The following is a 22,773-nucleotide window of genomic DNA, read 5'->3' as shown; positions in this document are numbered from 1 at the left end:
GGGTACCCGGAGAACCATCCCGGAAGCGCCCTTGCAGCACCTCGGAGAAAGAAGGCCATCGTGCCCCAGAACGCGCCCGCCCCCGCCGACATCAAGCCGGTGCTCAACCGACTGCGCCGCGCGCAAGGACAATTGAACGCGGTCATCGCCGCCGTGGAGAACGGCGGAAAGTGTCGCGACGTCGTGATCCAGTTGTCGGCCGTCTCGAGCGCGCTCGACAAGGCCGGTTTCCAGATCATCTCCACGGCGATGCAGAAGTGCCTCACCGACTCGGACGACAATTCGGACCCCATGACCGTTGAAGAGCTGGAGAAACTCTTCATGACGCTCGCCTGACGGTCCCGGTTCCCCGTCGCCCGCCACCCCGCGCGTTCCGCGCCCGCTCGTCCGGGGCGGAGCATCCCGGACTGGCGGGTTTACGGCTGTGGCGACGGGATCAGTGCCCGGCGGCGTGCCACTGCGCGGCGATAGTGGCTGCGCTCAGAACGCTCGGGTAGATCGCGACCTGACCGATGGATCCGGTGAAGTACGGATTCGACGGCGCGCTCGACCATCCAGCGACGCTGTCGCCGCCGATCCTCCAGAATCCGACGAAGGCCTGGCCGGTCGTTACGTCGGGTCGGCTCGCGATGAGACTGCCGTCGATGAAGAGCTGCATGCCGTTTGCGCCGAGCGTGCCCGTGGCCTGATGCCATGCGCCGTTGTTGTAGGCGGCCGAGCTCTTGAGAGTCACGCCGTTGCGGGCGCCGAACAGGATGTGCCCGGTGTTGTCCATGTAGATGTGGCGGTCGAACGAGGTCGAGCCCCCGGTGTTCTGGTTTCCGTACCCGATGATCTTGCCGCCGGATGTCGTCGTGGTCTTGAACCAGGCCTGCACGCTGACAGTGTTGGGGCCCTGCGCTCGGCTCAGTGAGGCGATGAACCCGGTCGTCGATCCGTTGAAGGTCGAGGCTGTCGAGCCCGCGATCGGCCCTGCTGTGCCGTGACCTATTACGCTCGGCTCGGGGAGGTCGGTGAAGCCGCCATGGTCGAGGGCGGTCGGGCCGCTCGCCTCGCTGAGCGGCCAGTACGCGGATGCGCCCGCTGCGGTGACGGACGCGGCGTAGGCCCCCAGCGCGGCACCCGACACGGTGACGACGTTCGTGGTGCGCGTGTTCGTGTTGCCGAAGGCGTCGGTGACCACGACCTTGTACGTGTGCGTGGACCCGACGGCGAGACCGTTGTCGGTGAAGCCGACGCCTGGTCTCGTGTAGAAGTTCGAGTGCACGGTGGACTGGAAGATCGGCGTTGTGCCGGCGTCGCGGTAGACCTTGTAGGTCAGGTAGCCGTTGTCCAGGTCGTACGTCGCCGGCCACGCCACGCGCACCTGGCCCGGGAGTTCAGGGATCGCGACCGCGGTGAGCGGGATGCCCAGAGGGGCGACCTTGTTGGGCGCGATGGATGCGACGGCGAACCGCGCGAGCCCCTGCTGGGAGACGCCGTTCACCGACGGGAACTCGCCACCGTAGACCACGTAGGAACCGTTGCCGGCGACGCTCCAGGTCGCCTGGCCCTGGCCGGTGAAGGTCCCTTCCGTGAACGTGGGGAACCAGTCCAGCACAGAGGGCGCCCGGTTCCCTGCCCAGTTGTGGTAGCCGTACGGATCGGCGGTGATGGTGCCGGTCGCGGCCTTGCTGAACGCGACCGCATGGTGAACGGCTCGCGGGGTGGTCTCGGGGTATCCGCCGAGATTGCCGCAATAGTGAGGGTGGCCGGCGATATAGAGTTCCGGCCCCGGCGAGAACACGGAGTAGGTGTCACCGTGGCAGTCCTCGATCCAGATGACGGCCCCCGTCGCCGGGTCGGCCGAGAAACTGCCCTCGAGGTTGCCGGCACCGTTGCCGCCCAGGAAGTTGTATCCGGAGCCGTAGACCGCGGTCGGGGTCGCGTACAGGGAGGTGATGCTCGAATTCGTGCCACTGTCGTGCACGAGTTGGTTCGCTGCCCAGGGAAGTACCTGGGCCGTGCTCGCGTTCACGGCGCCGAGACCGATCGCCGCGACCCCTCCGAGTGTGGTGAAACGTCCGCCGACGATGAGCTTGGTTCCGTCCGTGGTCAGCGTGAGCGCGGTGACGGGAGCGTTCGCGTCGGCCCGCCAGGCGAGCGTCGATCCGTTCGCGGCGCTGACGGCGGAGAGATACAGCCGGGCGGCGCCGTTCACGGTCTGCGCGTACCCGCCCAGGTACACGGTGGTGTTGCTGGCGGCGACCGAGCGGATCTCACTGCCCATGATCGGCCGGAACGCGGGGATGATCGCTCCGGTCGAGGTGGAGAACACGGCTGCGCGGTAGTACGCGGCGCCGTTGATGGCGGTGAAGTCACCGACGACGTAGAGACGCGAACCGTCCGGCGATGCGGCGAGGTTGAGTGCTTGGGCGTTCAGGCTCGGCGCCCACGGGAGGAGTGCCCCGGTCGCGAGGTTGTAGGCCAGCACGTAGTTGCGGGTGACTGCGTTCACGCCGGGTGCCGAGCCGAAGGGTCGCGCCGTTGTGAAGTTGCCGGCCACATAGACCGTGTTGCCCACGACGACCTGCGACCACACCACACCGTTGATCTGCGGCGTCGGCAGGAGGTCGGCGCTCACCGTCGGCGGCGTGGCAGGATTCGTCGGGTCAGGCGGGGCAGTGTCGGCCAGCGCGGGCTGCGAGAGGAGTACTGCAGCCAGCGCGAGAGTGATCGCGGAAAGACCCGCCAGGCCGCGCAATCGTGATGACCTGCGAACCGGCGGACGTGCGCGTCTCACCAGAGACAGCACCATAAAAATGAGGTTACATCAGTTTGGGGCTGTCGCGCGAAGTAATTCGTGGCCTGCTGCTGAGCCGACCGGAGCTCCGCCCGGGACCTCAGCCGTTCGCGTCTGGTGCCGAGATGGCCCGTTCCGGCCGAGATGGCCCGGTGTAACGGGCATTCTCGGCCGTACCTGTCCATCTCGGCGCGATTACGCTTAGGTCAGGTGTGCGAGAGGGGATGCCGATGTCCGAGATCGACCTGAACCAGGCGGCGACGCCCGCGGAGCCGGAACCGAGTGCCGACATCGTGCTGACGCCACCGGCGGCGGTCCCGGAGCTGGCGAACGACCAGGCGGTCGGGATGATCGCCCTCGCACCGGAGAAGCGCGCGGAGCTCCAGAAGAAGGCAGACGAGTTCGTCGCCGGCCTGGCCGCCGAAGAGCCGGGCAGCCCCGAGTTCACACGCAGGGTCGACGACATCGCCCGGATGGGCGAGCACGAGATCCGGTCGTCGGCCGAGGTCTCCAACCGGATGCTCGAACGGCCATCGTCATCCCTCGCCTCGGCGCGCGGACGCGGGGCGCCCACCGACCCGCAGACCCAGGTCGCCCGGACGCTGCAGGACCTGCGCACGACGATCACCGATCTCGACCCCGGCCACGCGGACCTCGCCGGGCCCAAAGGCGTCCTCGGGCGCATCCCGGGCGGCCGCAAGCTCATGCACTACTTCGAACGCTACCAGCCGGCGCAGAAGCAGCTGGATGCGATCATCCGGGCGCTGATCTCCGGGCAGGACGAGCTGCTGAAGGACAACGCCGCCATCGAACACGAGCGCGCCAACCTGTGGACGGCGATGGGCAAGCTCGGTGAGTACGCCACGCTCGCTGCCGCCCTCGACGACGCCACCGCTGCCCGGGCCGCGGCACTGCGCGCGACGGACCCGAGGATGGCCGACGCACTGACCGCGGACGCCCTGTTCCCGATCCGCCAGCGCAGGCAGGACCTCACCACGCAGATCGCCGTGTCGGTGCAGGGCTATCTCGCGCTCGACGTCGTGCGCAAGAACAACCTCGAACTGATAAAAGGAGTGGAGCGCGCCAGGACGACCACGGTCGCGGCCCTCCGGACCGCCGTCATCGTCTCCCAGGCGCTCGCGAACCAACGGCTGGTGCTCGACCAGATCACAGCGCTCAACGACGCGACGAACGCGATGATCGACCGCACCGGCGAGCTCCTCAAGCAGCAGACGACGATGGTCCAGGAAGGGGCGGTGTCGACGGGCGTCAGCGTCGAAACCCTCCAACACGCGTTCGACACGGTGTTCGCGACGATGGATGCGATCGACGGCTACCGCGCGAAGGCGGTGGAGACGATGGCGGTGACCGTCGACGCCCTGGAGAAGCAGGTGGCGCGGTCGCGGAGCTACCTCGACCGCTCGCACTCCGCAGCGGACTGAGCGGACTGAACGGGGCGCCGGCTGAAAGCCGAGCGGTCCGCACGACGCCGGTCAGGAGAGGTCGAGTCGCGACGGAGCGAAACGGTCGGCCAGGAACCGGCCGTTGATCAGCAGGGCGGACGCATCGTGCTCGACCGCCGCATCCCGCATGTTCTTCGCCGCGCGTTCCAGCGCACTGAGCTGGGCGACCAGGGCCTGGCCCGGCGTCGTCCCATCGGGGAAGACGTGCTCGACCGCCCAGTCGGCGGGCAGGGACAAGTACGCACGCAGGGTGTCAGGCAGGTAGACCATCGCGGTAAGCCGCACAATCACCTCGGCCTCGCCCTGGCCGACGACCCGGGGAAGGGTGTCGGCGAGCAGTTCGGCGATGCGGCGAACGGACGCGACGGCCTCGGACGGCACACGACTTCCGAGCCGCGCGGGCAGTGTCAGCAGGTCGCCCTCGAGCGTGGACTCGCTGACCTTGATCTCCGAACCGGCCGGTTCGATGCCCAGCGTCTGCAGCGCGCGGGATCCGGCCGCGGAGTCGCCCGCCGCATCCGCAGCGAGCGCCGCCACCTGCCCGGCGAACGCCGTCAGCCATTCGCCGAGCGTCATCGGGTGCCGGGAGATCGTGGCGCCCTGGTAGACCCGCGACCATTCCGCCGTCCAGTGCGGCCCCGGCTCGTAGCCGAGCGTCAGCGATTCGTTCGTCCCGGTGAGGCGCACCTCGCTGACCACGCCGGGGCGACGGGCGATGCGGTCCGCCAGCGACCGCGTGCGCTCGACCGTGAGCACGCGCTCCATGATCTCGGCCGGAAGAGTGCGCGCGACGGACGCGATGAGATCCCTCAGGAAGGCCTGCGGGTCGGACTCGGCCGTGGCGGGTCCTGTCATCGCCGCGCCCCCTCCCTCGATCGCCCTCCCGCTCATCCAAGCACGTCGCGCCGCACCTGCTCCAGAGACGGCTGCGTGTTCCCGTCCGAGGGCGACCGCCGGCGATCGGATGCGCGCACGCGCCGAGAGGGCGGGTTCCGGTCGAGGGCGACCGGTGTGCGCGTCACCCTCGACCGGAAGGATCACCCTCGGGTGCGGGTGCGTCCGCCGCGGCGCCGCGCGCCCGCCAGCAGCAGTCCGAGCCCGAGCAGCAGAACGAGCATCCCACCAGCCAGTCCGCCGACGCCGAGCGTCGTCGAGCCCGTGGCGGCGAGGCCGCCTGCGCCGGTGCCTGTGCCCGTGGCGGTTCCCGTGCCGTTTCCGCCCCCATGCGGCGGAGTCACCGGAGGAGCGGGCGGCGGCACCGGCTTCGCCGGCGGCTGGTTCACGTACACGTTGCGGATGGGCGCGTGCTCGTAGGCGGGGTCGTCGCTTTCGCTGGAGTGGCTGATGGTCTCGACGATCGACCCGGGCGGGAACGTCGTGAAGCCCGGGTTGAGCCGGACGATGACCGTGTGGGCGCTGACATCTCCCGCCGCGACGGTGAGCACCACACTGTCGGCGAAGGTCACGCCGCCGTCGATGGAGATCTGCGCGTACGGAGCACCTCCGCCGAAAGCCGCGGAGAGCGTGATGAGTACCGGCGCCGTCGACGGGGTGGCCAGGCGGATGGTGTAGGTGTCGGTGGTCGGGCCACCCGGCTTCACGACTGTGCCTCCCGCCGACTCCGTGACGATGATCGCGGCGGTGGGCACGGCCGGCAGCGCGAGCGGGACGGCGACGAGCGGCGGCGGGTCCTCCCCGGGAAGGAGGAGCGGTGTGGGCGTCGGCACGGCCCCGGTGAAGAGCGCCAGCGTCGCCTTGGCGGCGAAATCGTGCATCGTGACGTGCAGTCCTTCGCCGGTCACACCGTTGATGTTGTTGACGAATCCGCCGAGGTTGTCGAACGCGGTGACCCGCACCGAGCTCGCGCCGACACCGCTGTCGATCGACACGGCACCGTTGGTGAAGTACGCCTTCGCCAGCGGGTGGCGGGCGACGGTGAAGCGGAAGAGGTCGTTGCCGGTCCCCGCCTCGATCCGCAGCTCCGCGAGGTTGTGGACGACGGTGAATGTGTCGTTGCCGGCGCCGCCGAAGATGGTGGTCGGGAAGCTGATCCCGTTGCTCAGCAGCCCGAGCCTGGTCGGGATCGTCGGGAACTGGTCCTCCGGGTGCACTGCCGGCGGCGTGCGCGGGATGTCGTAGAGCTGGCCGACGATGAACCGGTCGTTGCCCGCGCCGCCGTCGAGTGTGGTGATCGCGCTGTTGTCGTCGACCACGAACAGGTCGTTGCCACCAAGGCCGTTCACCGTGAGCCGGCTGTTGATGTGGTCGTCGTAGTTGATGCGCTCGGCGTCGAGGGTGGTGTGGAGGAGCGCTACAAACGCCGGCCCCTGTGCGCCGGGCTGGTCGGGGATGATCGAGGTGCCGCGCAGCAGGAACACGTCGGCGCCGTCGGATCCGTTCACGGTCAGGGTGTTGAGCCCGCCGCGCGGCCCCGAGTTCAGCACGTTGATCAGGTAGTCGTGGTTGAGCGGATCGACGCTCCCCCAGGTGGTGACCACGTAGCTGTTGTTGCCGGTCTCCCCGTCGAGCAGCAGCGAGTCGCGCACAGGCAGGCCGTTGTACACGTCACCGGATGCGTCGATGTGCGTCGTCGACATCGTCTGGAGGTGGTCGACGATGAACACGTCGTTGCCGTTGGGGATGCGTGCGATGCTCGTCGGGCCGCCGTAGACGTTCGTCTGGCCGCCGAGGAAGGTGTGGTCGAAGATGAAGGTGTCGACGCCGGTGCCGCCGAAGATGTTCGTCGGCTGCCCGGTAACTGTTCCCGCGAAATGCATCGTCGAGCCCACCGGGGCCGCCGGGTTCTGCAGGTACTCGCCGAGGATGGTGACCGTCGCGCCCTGGATGAGGCTGGTCGTCGCCGTCTCGAGATCGTTGCCGATGCGCAGCAGCACCGAGCCCAGCGCAACGATGCGACCCTCGGCGAGTGCTGTGGCACCGTCGAGGGTGCTCCCGCCGGCCAGCAGGTCGAGGCTCGCATCCGTGCGCCCTGCGACGAACGGGATGGTGAGGCGCACATCCCCGAAGACCGACTCAGCGCTCAGCACGTTCAGGGCACCCGTCGCCTCGGTGATGTAGATGTCGCCGTTCGGCGCAGGTACGCCGGGCAGCGCCTGGACGGTCCGGTCGGTGAGCGCGTAGAGGCGGCCACCGGCCGCAGCGTTCGTGTCGATGGTCAGGTCACTGAGCCCCGTGGCCGATGCGGCACCGATCGAGCCGTTGTGGGCGATCAGGTCGATGTTGACGCCGATCACCGTGGCGGCCATACCGTCGACGTTGTTGAGGATCGAACCGTTCAGGTCGATCAGCGCGACGTCGCCGGTGAACGAGTCGACCAGGTTCAGGAACAGGGCGCCGGTCGTCTGAACGAGGTAGACGCCGAGCGACGCGATCGCGAGCACCGAGCCTCGGGCCGCGTTGGACGAGTGGATCTCGAGGTAGTTGACTGCAGGGACCAGGAACCCGATGCCGCCGAAGAGGGCGAGCAGCGTGATCGTGTTGCCGGTGACGCGTGCCGAGCCGTCGGTGATGCCGCCGACGTCGAAGATGGATGCGCCCGCCGAGTCCGCGGCAATGAGGGTCACATCGCTGCCCGTCGAGGTGATCGTGCCGACCCTCAGGTCGCTGACCGTCTCGGTGTCGATGATCGAGCCGTTGGTGAAGAGGTCGATCTCGCCGGCCTGGTCGGTGGTCGAGAACGGCGTCGGCAGTTCGATGCCGGTCAGCGTTGCGTCCACGTTGGTGTGCGCGTCGATGTTGAGCACGGCACGCGCCGCGGTGTGGCGCACGGTGATGTCGTTGCCCGCGCTGAGGTCCTGGAACACGTAGGTGCTCGCGTACGGCAGGTTCGCGGTTCCGAAGGCGACGATCACCGGGTCGTTGTACACGAAGGGCCCCGCCGGGTCCGGGTGGAAGAAGATCTGGTATTGGCCGGTCGGCGCCACCGTGAGCGTGAACTGCGGCGGCTGGTAGACGTTCACCTGGATGAACGACGAGGTGAATGGCGGAAGGTCGTTGCCCTGCAGACTGTCACCGAGGACGAGGTCGATGTTGCGGCCCGCGTGCACGAGCGGGATGGTCGGGGTGAACGTCGTCGCCGGTCCGCGCAGTATCGACGTGATGTCGAGGACCACGTCATCGCGCGCATCCGCGATCAGCGACACGAACCGGGTCGGGTCGACGTTGTCGACGATGTAGTCGCTCTGCACCAGGACCACCGGGATCGGGATGCGCAGGCTGAACAGGCCGTGGATCAGGATGCCGATGGTGCCGTTGTCGGCGAGGATCACGAGGGTGTTGGTGACGATGAGGGGGCTGTCGGGACCGGCGAGGATGTCGCCGTGCTGGTTGTCGATGCGCGTCGAACCGATCGGGTTGTAGATGCGCCCGTCGATGACGAGCTGCGCGATCCCGTTGCCGGAGACCAGGAAGTTCTCGATGTCGATGGCGGTCGGAAGGAAGATCGGCTGTCCGATCGTGAAGAGGAACCCGGCGCTGTCCTGCACCTTGACGGTGATGGTCGCCGCCACGTTCGTCAGGTTGGCCACGCTGATGGCGTGCACGACCATTGAGCGGCTGGACGAGTTGTACAGCTTCACGAAGTCGAACGTGTTCTGGGCGGTGAAGGTGCCGTCCGTTCCCGAGATGACGCCGGCCGGCGGCGAGCCGCCCGCGAGCGAGTCGGGGATGTTCGCGAAGAAGATCGCCTGGGCGCCTCCCGTGTTGCTGATGTCCTGCACCTCGATGATGCGGCCGACGGGGATGGTCTGGCCGAGGCCGTAGGTGTTGCCGAGGTCGTCCTTGACGGTCACCGCGAACAGTTTCACGATCGTGCCGTTGGAGTCGACGACGAGCTGCGGATCGGCCGCATGGAGGAACACCGACGCGTGCCAGCTGATCACGCGACGCGCGTTCTCTGTGGTGCCTCCGTGCGATCCGCCGCCGTCGAACGCCGCGCCGTCCGAGTTCGTCGAGCGCGACCAGTTGGTGAGCAGCTGGAGCGCTTCGACGTCGAGGAGGGCGGTGCGGATGATCGACCCGGCATCCGCCGTCACGTTCGACTCGCTGTTGTACCCGATGTTCGATGTCGAGTTGGTGTCGCCGCCGAGGCAGCCGCAGTGCGCATCCGACGAGGCGATCAAGGTGATCGCGTTGTGCACGGCTTTCAGCGTGACCGTCTCGTAGCCGACGATCTTCACGTCGTGCTCGAGGTGCACGGTGGCGTTGCTGGTGACGTTCACGTTCGCGGTGGCATCGGATGCCGCGCCGAGGGCCCTCGCGTGCGTGTGGCTGTTGTTGTGGGCGTTCACGCTGTCGACGCTGGCGATGACGCTCACGTTGTCGGCGGTGAGGTGGGCACCCGGCTGCAGGTCGACCGTCGTGGTCATGCCGATGGTCAGGTTGCAGCTGGCCGGACCGTTGTCGCATTCGCCCGCGTGAGCATCCACGCCGAGTCCGCCGCCTTCTGCGCTGGTGCTCACGTTCCCGTTCGCGCCGGTGTGGGCGGAGACGCCGAGGTCGTTGCCTGCGACGATGGTGCCCGCGACGGTCGTGATCGTGCTGATGGTCATGGTGGCGCCCGCATCGGAGCTCACCCCAGCGCCCAGCCCTCCGGCGCTGGACTGGGAGAGCGCCTGGACCTGACCGAACGTGACCGGTGCGATGGTGACGTCGGCGCCGGCCGTGATCGTGGTTCCGCTGCCGACCGTCACCGTGGTGCTCGTGGTGGTGGACGCCTGGGCGGCCGCGCTGCCGATGGCGACGAGCCCGCCGCCGCCGTTGGCCGAGTCTGCGCTGACCCCGGCGTTCGAGTCGGTGGTGACGATGATCGAGCCGAGGGCGGTGATCGAGGTGTTCGCGCCTCCGATGGTCACGGTGACCACGGCCGTCTCGTCGGCGTTCGTGTTGGCGTGGCTGGAGCTGATGATCCCGCCGCCCGAACCGTTGACGGTCGCTGTCGAGAGCTGGCCGCCGCCCGCTGTGCTTCCACCGATGCCGACGGCCGACAGGGTCTGGGTGCCGCTTCCGGCGGAGGTGAGGTCGACCACGAGATCCTGCGGGCCGCTGCCTGCGCCGAGATCGACGGGCGCCGGGGTGAAGTTCCCGACGCCGACCACGCCGGTACCGTTGAGGGCGATCGGGACCCCGCCCGGCGTGGTGGCGAGCTGGAAGCTGCCGCTGGTGGCTCCGACGATGTAGTAGCGGCCGCCGTTGTCGAGACCCAGGATGGGCTGCTGGCCGGGCGCCCAGAATCCGTGCACCACCGCCCGACCGGCGTCGGAGCGGTCGGGGGTGAGGCCGATCGGGTTGACCGGGATGGGGTTGTTGCTGCCGTCGACACAGGTTCCGGTGGCGTCGCAGAGGTTCGCGGCCAGGCGGATCTGGTTGTTGTTGAGCACGATCACGAAGTAGGTGTGGCCGTTGACCAGGCCGCCGACCGGGTCGTTCGCGCCTTCGTAGACGACGGCTTGGCCGGTGCTGAAGCCGTGGCTCTGGATCGTGATCGTGTTGTCGTTCACGAACTGGAGGGCCGGCGGGTTGCCGGAGATGATCGGGTTGTTGCTCCCGTCGACCGCGATCTCGACCTGGTCGGTGGTGAACGGGTGGATCGGCGGCTGCGACGTGTAGGTGACCGCGTTGCCGTTGCTGTAGCCGTTCGCCACGCTGATCGTGTTCCCGCCGGTCACGTTCGACCCGGTGGCGTTGACGGGCGGCGTCGGGGTGCTCGCGTCGAAGAGCTGGATGCTCGACGCATCCACCACGTGCACGCGGTAGCGGTGACCGGAGACCAGGCCGGGAACCGCCGAGCCGCCCTGCGGGACGATGTAGATGACGAAGTCGCCTTCGTGCAGGTTGTGGCTGAGAGGCACGAAGTCGCTTCCGACCTGGGTGCCGAACTGGATGATGTCGGTTGCCGGGTCGATGTGCGTCCCGTCGAAGATCGATCCCAGCTGCACCGCGCTCGGGTTGACCACGATGACGTTGTACTGGGCGTTGTTGATCAGCCCGCCGACCGCGGTCCCGCCGTTGGTCGTGTACGTGACCGTGCCGCCGGTGGTGAAGGAGTGGGGCGCGGTGAGGGTGATCGTGTCCGTGCCGGTGTTCACGCCTCCGTTGGCGTCGAAGTCGCTGTGGTTCGGGCTGGGCGGTGCGGTGGTGTTCTGCTGGGCGCTGACGGTGATGGTGCCGCCCGCGAAGACCCGCGCCCCGGCCGCGATGGTGAGCGTGACGGTCGGGTTGGTGACGACCCTGGCGTTGTTGCTGCTGATGTTGAGCAGGATGCCGACCGAGGTGCTGAGCGCCGAGGAGATCGAAACCGGGTTGGAGGCGACCCCGATCGTGATGTTGCCGACGGTGGCGATGGGAGCGCCGGCCGAGGCGAAGTCGGTCTCCACCGTGGTCGTCGTGGTGGCGGTCGCACCGGCGCTCGAGATGGCGACGCCGGCGCCGCTGGTGTCGCTGATCAGCGCGGTGGACGTGTCGCCGCTGGTCGCCTGGACCGAGATGGATGCGGCACCCGGCGTGGTCGCTGTCGCTCCGTGGGCCGCTCCCAGCATCCGGGCGAACGTGCGGGCGTTGTCGGTGGCTGCCGGGTTGGCGCTGGAGACCGTACCGAGCCCGCCGTTGACGGAGCCGCCCTTCGCGGTGACTCCGTTGGTCGCGGTGGCGACGACGGCGACCGTCGCGCTCGGCGCGTTGAGGAGCGCCCCGGCGTCGATGTTCGCCTGGGTGACGGCGTTGCCGGTGATGAGCGCGACCGGTGACGAGGAGCCGACGGTGACGAGCCCGTAGTTGCGGGCGCCGGCGGTGGTGGCCGCGGAGTTGTTCGCGGTCGACTGGACGGTCAGGCCGGTGGCGCCGGTGAGGGTCCCGCCGAAGTCGGCGGAGGTCCCCGCGTCGATCCGCGCGGTCGGGAAGGTCAGTCCGGCGACGATGGCGCCGACCGAGAGGGTGTCGGTGGCCGCACTGACCGTGTCCGCCGAGGACGCGATGACGGATGCGAGGCCGGATGCCGCCAGTGCGCCGGTGCCGTAGTGGGCGGTGACGCCGGCCGAGTTCAGCAGTTCGGCATCGACCAGGGCTGCACTGAAGCCGGCGAGGCTGATGTTCAGCGCGTTCGCTACCGCGGTGACGGTGTTCGTCGCCGAAGCACCCACGGCGGCCCCGGTGGAGGCGAGCAGTGCGCCGTCCATCGACGCCGTCACCGGCGAGCCGATCGTAGCCTGCGCGAAGAAGATGCCGCCGCTGATCAGGCCGCCGCTGTTGCTCGCCACTTCGGCGTCGACCGAGGTGCCGCCCGGGGTCTGCGCGGAAACGGTGAACTGGCCGCCTGCGGTGATGCGGGCGCTCGCGGCGACGATCGCGGCGATCGCGGCGCTCGCGGTGACGTCGGCGTGCGCGACCACGCCGGTGATCCCGGCGATGCTGAAGTTGTCGACCTTCACGGTGGCGGCCGCCGTGTTGTGCCCGGTCGCCGTCACGGAGAAGGCGCCTGAGGTGGTGACGCCGCCGTCGAACTCGGCGCGGGTCGGGGCCGCGACGGTCGCCGTCGGCGAGAGCCCGGCCATCGCGATGGCGCCGACACTGATCTGGGACGGCTGCGAAGTCGCGCTGTCGACGCTGGTCGCCCGCAACAGCACGTCGCCGCTTCCCGCGTTGACGGTGGTGGCGCTGGAGTCGACGAGGGCGCGGACCGCGGCGGTCGAGGTGACCCGCGCGGTGGTGTCGCCGAACGCGCCGGTGATGAGGCCGACCGAGACGACCTTGGAGGTGGCGCTCGCCGCACTGGTCGCATCCGCTGTCACCCGGAGCCCCTGGCTGGTGATCGAGTCGGCCAGCTCCGCGCGGGTCTCGGCCGCGACGATCGCCGTGGCCGCGTTGGCCGCGCCGGTGTAGAGGCCGATGCTGGCGGCATCCGTCGAGACGGTCGCGTGGTTCGCGTTCGTGGCGGCGACGGTGACGGTGCCTGTGGAGGTCAGTGTTCCGCCGGAGACGATCGCGACGACCCCTGCGCTCTGCTGCACTTCGGCGTCGACGAGGGCGACGGTGACCCCGAACCCGCTGAGCCCGAAGCTCGTCGTCGCGGCGTTGGCCGTGCTGTCGCCGGCCGCCGAGACTGACACGGAGCCGGAGGAGAACACCGGGGCCCGGAGTTCGGCGGTCGTGGCGCCCGCGAGGATCGCGCTGGCCAGGAAGAACCCGGCGCTGATCAGCCCGCCGCCGCCGCTGGTGATGGTCGCCGCTGCGTAGTTCCCGTGGGTGCCGTCGGACACGATGGTCGCGGTGACCTGAACCGCGCCGAAGCTGCGGAGGCTCGCCGTCGCGCCCACGCTCGCGAGCACCTCCGCGCTCTGGGCCACCGTCGCGAGCGCGCTGGTGCCCTGGCCGCCGCCGACGAGGGTGATCCCGACCACGAAGGCTGTCGCCGTGGCCTGGTTCTGCCCCCTCGCGGTGACGGCGATCGATCCGGATGCGGACACAACGCCGTCGAGGTGGGCTTCGGTCGCTCCGGAGATCGTCGCGATCGGGAGCAGGAGGCTGAACCCGATGAGGGCGACGGTGACGCTCGGTGTGGTCGCGCTCGCGTGGTTCCGCGAGGTGGCGCCCACGGCGACGGCGCCGCCGCCCGCGACGCTGGCGGAGCTCGTGAACCGGGCGAACACGGTGCGCCCGGTGGTTGCCGTGGCCACGTTGATGCCCGCGGCGAACGCGCCGGTCGCCACACTGAGCGTCGACGCCGTCGGGGTGTTGGTGCCGTTCGCCTGGATGGAGGCCCCGCCGGAGAGCGTCGCGTGGCCGTTGTAGAGCGCGGTCGTGGTGCCGGTGATGGCTGCGACCGCGACGGCGCCGCTGATGCCGCCGCCGACCCCGACCGACACGGAGTAGGCCTGCACCGGCACTACGATCGTCGACTGCGCCACCTCGACGATCCCGCCTGCCGCGGTGAGCGATCCGATCGTGACGTTGCCGATCGTCGCCGTGGCGTCTCCGTTGACGAGTGCCACGGCGACCGAGGCGCCGGCGGCGACGAGGCCGATGCTGCCGCCGATGGCCAGCGGCGAGACGGTGCGGGTCCCGATGGCCTCGACGTCCACCGTGCCTCCGGCGGTCGGGATGACGGCGCCGTCGTCGATGTGCGCGTTCTGGGTTGCGTGGCTGGTGATCAGCACGACCTGGCCGGTGACGGCGACGACGCCGGCGACGCCGGCGAAGACGAGCCCGTTGTCGGTCTCGGTGAGGACCGCCTTGACGGTGACGTTGCCGCCGGAGGTGACCGAGGCACCGGTCTGGATGAAGGCCTCGACGTTGCTGGTGATGCCGAGGATGAGCACCGAGCCGCCGACGGCGACCGCGCCGCCCGCCGCCGTGCCCGCGAGCCCGTTCACGGAGAGGTTCTCCCCGGCATCGACGCTGACGCTTCCGCCCGCGACGATCACGGTGCCGGCGCCGACGGTGGCGACCGTGCCCTGCGGGACGGAGGCGTTGGAGAACTCCGCGCTGACGATGTTCGAGCTGGGCGCTGATCCGTGGACCGAGGTGTTCGCCGACCCGAGGGTGGGCTGCATCCGCCCGTTCGTGTTGTCGGACGTGTTGTGCAGGTTCGAGGTGCCGTCGAGGATGCCAGTGTAGCCGCCCGTTCCCGAGCCGTTCGCGTGGCCGCCGGCCTCGGTCGCCGCATCCGGTTTGCCCGACGACGGGCTGAGCGCATCCGTCGAGCCCTCCCACTGGCTGCCGGTCGTGTCGGCGACCGGGTCGAGGGTCGGGTGGGCGACCTTCGCGCCGTACCGCTTGCCGTCGGAGCCGGTGACCACGTCGCCCTGCGCGTAGGTGGCCGTCGACGACCACGTGCCGCGGTCCTGGCCGTACGAGCCCTCGTTGTACGAGCCGGTCGGGGCGGTTCCGACGCTCCACACCGAGACGGAGCCCGCGACGCCGACGAACCCGCCGCCGATGCTGACCGCGTAGGTCTGGATCTTCTTGATGGCGAGGGCGTAGAAGGCGACGTCCTTCGCCGCGTGGAGGGTGGCGGAGCCGCCGATGTATGCCTGGCTCGTGATGTCGGCGATGCCGATGTCGATGCCGCCTGCGACGCCGACGAACCCGGCGCCGAGGCCGCCGCCGATGGTGAAGGTCGTGACGTGGTCCGCGGCCGCGACGTTCACCGCCTGCTGCGAGCCGGCGCCCGCCTGCAGGTTGATGCGGGTGCGGTTGAGCGCGTTGCTGTCGATGAAGGCGAGGGTCGTCGCGTGCAGCAGTGTCACGTTGAGGCCGCCGGCGACGCCGACGAATCCGCCGCCGGCTGCCACGGCCATCCCGAACACGTTCTCGCTCGACCGGGCCTGGACGGCGAGGCCGTTGAAGGCGGAAAGGGTGCCGAACCCGCTGCTGCTGACCGTTCCGTCGTCGATGCCGGCGAGGGCAACCCCCGGCTGGTGGGCGAGCGCGTCGACCGAGCTGCCCGCGCCGATGAACGCCCGCGTGTCCTTGGTCAGCGAGGTGACGGCGACCCCGATGCCGACGCCGACCGCTCCTACGGCCGCGCCACCGGAGACGACCGTGATCTTCGTGGCGTCGGCCGCGGAGATCAACGCGTTGTTGCCTGCCGTGACCGTGACCCCGAGGCCGGTGTCGGTGTAGGTGTGGGTTGCCAGCACGATCACGCTGACCACACCGGCGACGCCGACCGCTCCGCCTGCGGCCGCGGCGGCGATGGCGGTGACCTGGTCGGATGCGTTCGCAGCGACGACCACATCGCGCACCGCGTTGACGACGGCGCCGGTTCCGATCACGGCGTCGGTGTTGAGGGTGACGATGCCGACCGCGGCGTTCGCGCCAACCCCGACGGCTCCGGCCGCGACCGAGGCGGCCACGATGAGGAGCTGGAAGGCGTTGCCCGCTCCGACGACCACGCTCTGCGCCGACGAGGCGCCGGCATTGTTCACGTTGACCTGGGCGATACGTCCGATGAACGCCGACGTGTTCGCCGTGACGACGTTGACACTGCCGCTGACCGAGACGCCGACGGTGCCGAAGCCGGCCGCGACACCGAACCCGCTGACGTCGTCGCTGTTGTTGGCGGTGACCGAGACCCCGTGGAAGCCGCCGGCCGAGTTCGGGACGATGATGTGCTCGCCGCTCACCGACGCGGCGTCTCCCGGAGGCTGGTCGCCCTGCTTCAGGATGCTGTGGGCCCGGTCCGTCCCAGCCGTCGCCGCGGTGAGGGTGATCGGGGTCTGCACTGCGCCGCTACAGGTGCTGCCGCCGGGGTTCGCGTGGCACGCGGAGTCGGCGAGTTCGATGGCGTGCGGGCCGACGACGATCGCGTAGTAGGTCCGGCCGTCGACGAGGCCGCCGATCGCGGTGCCTCCGCCGGCGCGGTAGACGACGGGGTCACCGGTGCTGACGGTGAGGTCGTACGGCAGGTTGATGACGTTGCCCGAGACATCCGCCGACGGGGTGAAGTACTGCCCGGGCGCCTGTGGCGTGGCCGCGTGGTCGGTCGCCATCAGCCGCTGGGACTCGCCGCCACGCACTGGCACGCCGAGCACGATCGCAGGTCCCCCCTGCGTCGCCGAGAGCTGCACCTCGTGCGCCGAGACGACGTGCACATAGTAGACGTTGCCCTGCACGAGCCCGGTGATCGGCGTGCCGCCGCCTGAGTCGTAGAGCACCTGCTGGCCCTCGGTGAAGCCGTGCGCGTAGCCGAGGTCGATGGTGCGCGCGTCGCCCTCGATGGCGGTCGACGGGGTGAAGCGCGTGTCGACCGGGGTCACCGTGTAGCCGCCGGTGTCGATGGTGAGGCCTGCGCCGTTGCCGAGCGCCCGCACCACCGAGTTGTCGCCGATGAACGAGCTGGTCGTCTTGGTGACGATCGGGACGGCGGCGGATGCACCGACGCCGACCTCGCCGCCGATCGCGATGCTGCCCGCGATGACGTTGAGGGTGAGCTGCTCGTTGGCCGAGATGCGGGCGCTGCCGCCGGCGAGGACCGTGGCGCGCGAGGTCGCGCAGCTGGTGGCGTTGACGGCCTGCGCGCCGCACACTTCGCCGACGTAGGCCTTCGTCACGATGGTGAACACCGACACGGCTGCGTTCAGAGCGACACCGACCGAGCCGCCGGCCGACACTCCCGCGGAGACCGAGATGACGTTCTCGTGCGAGGTCGCGTCGATGGTGACGGAACCGTTTGCCAGGACCGAGACCTGCGGGGCGATCCAGGCCTGGGTGTCCTTGGTGAGCAGTTCGACATCCGCACCCGCACCGATGCCGGCCGAGCCGCCGACGGCGAGCTGGCCGGCGACGCCCTTGATGGTCGTCGTGTCCGTCGCGCTGAGGGAGACGCCCTGGGTGGCGGAGGCGCCCGCGTTGTTGGAGTTGATCGTCGCGCCTCGGTCGATGTGGGCGTGCGTGACGTTGTTGAGCACATCCACGGTCGCGGATCCGGCGACGGCCGCGGAACCGCCGACCGTGCCGCCCACCGCGATGAGCGTCACATCCTCGTTCTGGGTCGCGCCGATCGTGAGGCCGGTCGCCCCCTTCGCCCAGATGTCGTCGCCTCCGGCGATCCAGGCGTCGACGATGCCGCTCCGAACGAGCACGGCGGAGGAGATGCCGACCCCTGCGCTGCCGCCGACACTCACCTGGCCGGCGTAGAGACCGATGTTGGAGGCGTCGTCCTGGGCCTGGATCGTGACGTTGCCGCCCGCGTGCACGACCGTCGCCTGGCGCGGCCCGCCGTCGATGTACGCCCGGGTTCCCGGCGAGCTGTCGCCCGGGTTGAGCACGAGGACGATGATCGAGCCGGTGACGCCGACGCTCTGCGAGGCCGACGCCCCGATCGCGACCTCGGTGAAGTCCTGCGGGTCGGTCGCGCGCAGCGTCACGTCTCCTCCGGCGGATGCGACCACAGACTTCCCGATGAACGCCCGGACATCCTTGTTGATGACCCCGACGATCACGCTGATTCCCACGCCGACGCTTCCGAGCGACAGCCCGAGCGACCCAGCGAGCTCGACCACGCGGATGTCGTCGGAGGCGGTGATCGAGATCGATTGCGCCGGCGACGGGGCCGCGCTCTGGTTCACGGAGGCGTTGTTCGCGATGTACGCCTGTGTCGTCAGGGTGAAGACGTCCACGATGAACGAGCCGCCGACCGCGACACCGCTCGTCCCCGCACCGCCCGCGACGGCGACCGAGGTGACGTCGGGCACCTTCACGCTCGGGATGATGCTGATGCCGAGCGGGCCGAGCGACGCCGAGGCGCTCAGCGAGATCGGGCCGCCCGCGTTGACCGTCGTCGGCTGCTGGATGTTCGAGTCGATGTAGGCGAACGTGTTCACGCTGAGAACGCTGACGGCGATCGCGGCACCGACACCCGAGCCGTCGAGGGAGAGTCCACCCGCCCCGGCGATGGTCTGCAGGCCCATGGGGTTGGAAGCGGCCAGGACCAGTGCGCCGGTGGCGGTGACTTTCGAGGCGGCGCCGATGAGCGCCGTGTTCCCGAAGCTGATGACCTGCACGGCGACGGAGCCCGCGACGCTGACGTCGCCGGCGCCGCCTGCGGCCGAGAGGCCCCAGGCGGTGAAGTCGTTCTCGGTCTGCGGCGGGGTGACCGCCTGGACCACGATGCTGCCGCCGGTGATCGTCGCGCCCACGCCGATCGATCCGCGGTTGACGATCGTCGCGACGTTGAGACCGATGCCGGCGCCGATGTTGTTGCTGTTGATCGCGGTGGATGTTCCGACCGACTTGGCCGTCGCGTCCGTCGCATTGGTCGCGCTGACCTGGATCGCACCGGATGCGCTGACGGTCAGCCCGTTCGCGATGCTCGCCGTGTTCGTGTCTGTGACGACGTTGACGCTGACCGCCGCGCCCACCCCGACCCCCTGGCCGGACGACTGGCCGGACTGGCCGCCGGACTCGCTGTTCGCGCCGCCGACGGCTCCGCCGGCCGACTGGTCGCCGGTCGGCAGGCGGCTCTCGTTGCCCGACGTGCTCGGGGTGTTCTGCACGCTGTCCTTGGCCTGGCCGTCCGAGCTGCCACCGGTGCCCGGCGTGGTGCCCTGGGCGCTGGCGGTGACGTCCGCGCTTCCGGCCGTCGTCGTGGTCGCGGTGAGCACGACCGACGTGCCGGAGATGTTCCGGACCAGGGCCGACGTCGTCGTGACAGTGAGCACGTTGACGGCGATGATCGCCCCGACGGCGACGCTGCTGCTCGCCGCTTTCGCGTCGCCGGTGATCGACGCCGAGCCGGTGTGGGTGGCGCTGAGGAGCACCGCGCCCGCCGCGGCGATCGTCCCGGTGCCCGGCGTGCCGATGCGGGCGAGCGTCGTGTTGACGACGATGTTGATGCCGACGGCCGGGCTGACGGCCACGCTGGAGCCGGCCGAGCCGGCGGTCACCATGGTGACGACGGGCTCCGCAGACGTGGCCCTCAAGGTCACGTTGCGTCCACCGGTGAGCGACGCCCCGTCCATCACCTCGGCGCGCGTGACGTTGGTCGTGAGCACGTTGATGGCGACCGATGCACCGACACCGACCGTCCCGCCACCGCCGATGGACGCATCCGCGAGCGCCTTCGCCGAGTCGGACCGCAGGTTCTGGGCGATCAGCGCGATGTCGCCGGTGCCCGCTGCGACGACCGCGCTGCCCGGGACGTACGCCTCGGTGTTGTCGGTCACGAGGTTCAGCGCGAGGGCTCCGGCGACGCCGACCTTCTTGGACCCGGCCCCTGCATCCGCCTCGACGGTGAAGGTGTGCGTCGTGTCCGCTCCGAGCGCGGTCATCGTGGCCTCGAGGTCGAAGCCGTTGGAGGTGACGTGGGTCCGTTCGCCGATGAACGAGCGGTTGGTGATCGTCACCAGGTTGAGGGCGACGGCCGCCCCGACGCCGACGTTGGTGGCCTTGACCGCTGTTCCGTCGGCCTTGACCGCGCCGTCCACGTTCTCCGAGCTGCGGAGACTGACCGCACCTCCCGCGACGAGCGTGAGGCCGTCGGGGAGGATCGAGGTGGCGGAGACATCGGCGATGTTGAGGGCGACGCCCGCGGCGACGGAGACCTTGCCGTCGGAGCTCGACGCCGACGGGTTCGCGCTCGCGCTCGAGCCGGATCCGCCGTTCGCCGTGTCGGTGCCGATCGCGTTGGTGCGCTCCTTCTGCGCCTGCCCGTCCACGCCGCCAGCCGGGGCGCCGCTGTCGCCCTGCTGCGGTGCACCGCTGGCGGATGCGCTGGCCGACGCTCCGTCGACCGACGACCCGGACGCGCCGAAGGCGATCGCGCCGGCGGCCGTGATGTTGCGGCCCGTCGTGCTCGACACCGTGTGCTTCACGAGGTTGAGCGCGAGGGCGACACCGATGGATGCGGTGGATCCGCCGGTCGCGACCGAACCCGCCGAGGTCACCGCTCCCGCCGTCTGGCTGGCGGTCGCGGCGAAGGAGCCGGTCAGCGTGATCGTCCCGTTCGCCGGGAGGGTGCCGATGCTCGCGGTCGTGGTGACGGTGGAGAGGGTGATCGCGACAGCGGGAGACACATCGACCTTGCCCCCGGACGCCCCCATCTTTGCATCCGTCGTGGCCAGGTCCCCTGCTGTCGCGGTGAGGGAGAAGTTGTGCGCACCGACCACGGTGATGCCGCTGTCGAGGACGGCGTTCGTCGTGTCGGTGATGAGGTTGAGGGCGACGGATGCGCCGACGCCGACGTTCGTGGCGGTCACGCCGCCGGGGGTCGGCTCTGCGGTCACCGTGCTGGTGGCCTTGCTCGCCGCGGTGACGGCGACGTCGCCGCCGGTGAGGGTGACGGTGCCGCCGAGCTCGGCCCGCGTGGCCTGGTTGACGATCGCGATGGCCACGGAGCCGGCGACCGAGATCTTGCCCTGCCCGGCACCGGCCACCGACTGCGCGCCGTAGGTGGAGGTCGTGTCGGCACCGTTCGGCGTCACGGTCGCGGAGACTGTGAGCGCGTGGGCCGTGATCGTGTCGCCCGCGGGCAGGATCGCCTGGTTGGTGACGTTCGCCAGGGTGAGCGCGACGCCCGCGCCGATGGTCGCCGTCGCGCCGTGCGAGGCCGAACCGTCCGCGGAGCTCGCCGCATCCGTGTTCGCACTCGAGGCGAGGGTCACGAGACCCCCCGCCGTCAGGGCGAGTCCCGGATGCTCGATCGTGGCCTTCGCGACGATGGTCGCGATGTCGATCCCGACCGCGGCCGCGACGTTGACTTTGCCGTCGGAGGTCGACGCGCTCGGCGACGCGGTCGACCCCGAGGTCTTGCCGCCGTTCGCGGCGCTCGTGGTGTCGGCGTTGGTGCGCTGCGTCTTGACCTGCTGGTCGACGCCGTCTCCGGCGCCGCCACCGCCCCCGGTGCCACCACCATTCGTGCTGTTCTCCGGAGCACCCGAGGCGGATGCGCTCGCTGCGGCGGCGGATGCGCTGATCCCGGATGCGCGCAGCGTGATCGCTCCGCCCGCGGCGATGCTCCGGGCCGTCGTCGCGGTCACTGTGTGGTTCGCGATCGTGAGGGCGACGCCCACCCCGATCGCCGCGGTCGAGCCGCCGGCGACGACAGCGCCCGCCGTCGAGGAGGCGCTGGCGTTCTGGGTGGCGCTGCCGCTGAACGAGCCGGTGAGGCTGATCGCCGTGCCGAGGGTGCCGACCCGTGCTGTCGTGGTCACGTTCGAGAGCGTGACCGCGACGGCGGGGGCGATGTCGACCTTGCCGCCGCTGGCACCCATCTTCGCTTCGGTGATCGCCGCGTCCCCGGCGGTCGCGCTCAGCGTGACGTTCGCGGCACCGGTGAGGCTGATCCCGTCGTCGAGGGTGGCTGTCGTGGTGTCGGTGATGAGGTTGAGGGCGACGGATGCGCCGACCCCGACGTTGGTCGTGACGACACCGCCCGCCGTCGGTTCCGCCTTCACCGTGCTGGCCGCGTTGCTCGCGGCGATGATGTTCGCGTCGCCGCCGGTGAGGACGACGATTCCGGCGACTTCGGCGGTCGTGGTCTGGTTGATGACCGCGAGGCCGAGGGAGCCGGCGACCGAGATCTTGCCGCCGCCCGCACCGCTGGTCGCCTGGGCTCCGTAGGTGGAGATCGCGTCTGCGCCGTTGGCAGTCTCTGTCGCCGACACTGTGAGGGCCTTCGCGTGGACCGTGTCGCCGGCCGGCAGCAGTGCCTGGTTGGTCACGTTCGCGAGAGTGATCGCGACCGCCGCACCGATCGTCGCGGTGGCTCCTTGCGACGCCGACCCGTCAGCGCTGGTGGCAGCATCCGTGTTCGCACTGGAAGCGAGCGTGACCAGCCCGCCGGAGGTGAGGGCGATTCCGGTACCTTCGATGGTCGCCTTCGAGACCGTCGTCGCCAGGTCGAGGGCGATCGCCGCGGCCACGTTCACCTTGCCGTCCGAGGTCGACGCACTGGGAGCGGTCGTCGACCCGGAGGTCTTGCCGCCGTTCGCCGAGCTGGTCGTGTCCGCGTTGCTGCGCTGGGTCTGCACCTGCTGGTCGACGCCACCACCGGCGCCCCCGCCGCCTCCGGTG

Annotated in this window: 5 protein-coding genes (1 of these 5 running past the window's edge); 2 read left to right on the top strand and 3 right to left on the bottom strand. The window is 70.0% G+C overall.

What is annotated here, in order from left to right:
• Positions 1 to 60 precede the first annotated feature (60 nt).
• Entirely contained in the window at positions 61 to 336 is a 276-nt protein-coding gene (locus ACV7NN_RS13645) for a metal-sensitive transcriptional regulator (RefSeq protein ID WP_463350115.1), read from the top strand.
• A gap of 100 nt (positions 337 to 436) precedes the next feature.
• Here the strand turns inward: ACV7NN_RS13645 and ACV7NN_RS13640 are convergent, their stop codons facing one another.
• Positions 437 to 2,797, bottom strand: a complete 2,361-nt coding sequence (locus tag ACV7NN_RS13640; protein ID WP_463350114.1) for a LamG-like jellyroll fold domain-containing protein — start codon at positions 2,795 to 2,797, stop codon at positions 437 to 439.
• A 215-nt stretch (positions 2,798 to 3,012) separates the two neighbouring features.
• Here ACV7NN_RS13640 and ACV7NN_RS13635 point away from each other — a divergent pair, with 215 nt between their 5' ends.
• Complete coding sequence (locus ACV7NN_RS13635) at positions 3,013 to 4,224, top strand: toxic anion resistance protein (RefSeq protein ID WP_463350113.1); 1,212 nt, start codon at positions 3,013 to 3,015, stop codon at positions 4,222 to 4,224.
• 51 nt (positions 4,225 to 4,275) lie between these two features.
• Here ACV7NN_RS13635 and ACV7NN_RS13630 read toward each other — a convergent pair whose 3' ends face one another.
• The gene (locus ACV7NN_RS13630) at positions 4,276 to 5,100 is read right to left on the bottom strand and encodes a hypothetical protein (RefSeq protein ID WP_463350112.1); all 825 of its coding nucleotides are present in this window, start codon (positions 5,098 to 5,100) and stop codon (positions 4,276 to 4,278) included.
• 182 nt (positions 5,101 to 5,282) lie between these two features.
• A protein-coding gene (locus tag ACV7NN_RS13625) for a beta strand repeat-containing protein (RefSeq protein ID WP_463350111.1) crosses the window boundary here: on the bottom strand, positions 5,283 to 22,773 show its 3' portion. 12,470 nt of this gene lie beyond the right edge of the window; 17,491 of the gene's 29,961 nt are visible here — the last part of the coding sequence; the start codon falls outside the window, past its right edge; its stop codon occupies positions 5,283 to 5,285.

The organism is Leifsonia sp. Ger2509 (assembly GCF_055231915.1).
The sequence above is the reverse complement of the archived record's forward strand: the minus strand, read 5'-3'. Positions and strand labels throughout refer to the sequence as shown.

Coding starts and splice junctions, on each gene's coding strand:
- ACV7NN_RS13640 (WP_463350114.1), bottom strand. CDS start 2,797: ATGGTGCTGTCTCTGGTGAGACGCGCACGTCCGCCGGTTCGCAGGTCA.
- ACV7NN_RS13635 (WP_463350113.1), top strand. CDS start 3,013: ATGTCCGAGATCGACCTGAACCAGGCGGCGACGCCCGCGGAGCCGGAA.
- ACV7NN_RS13630 (WP_463350112.1), bottom strand. CDS start 5,100: ATGACAGGACCCGCCACGGCCGAGTCCGACCCGCAGGCCTTCCTGAGG.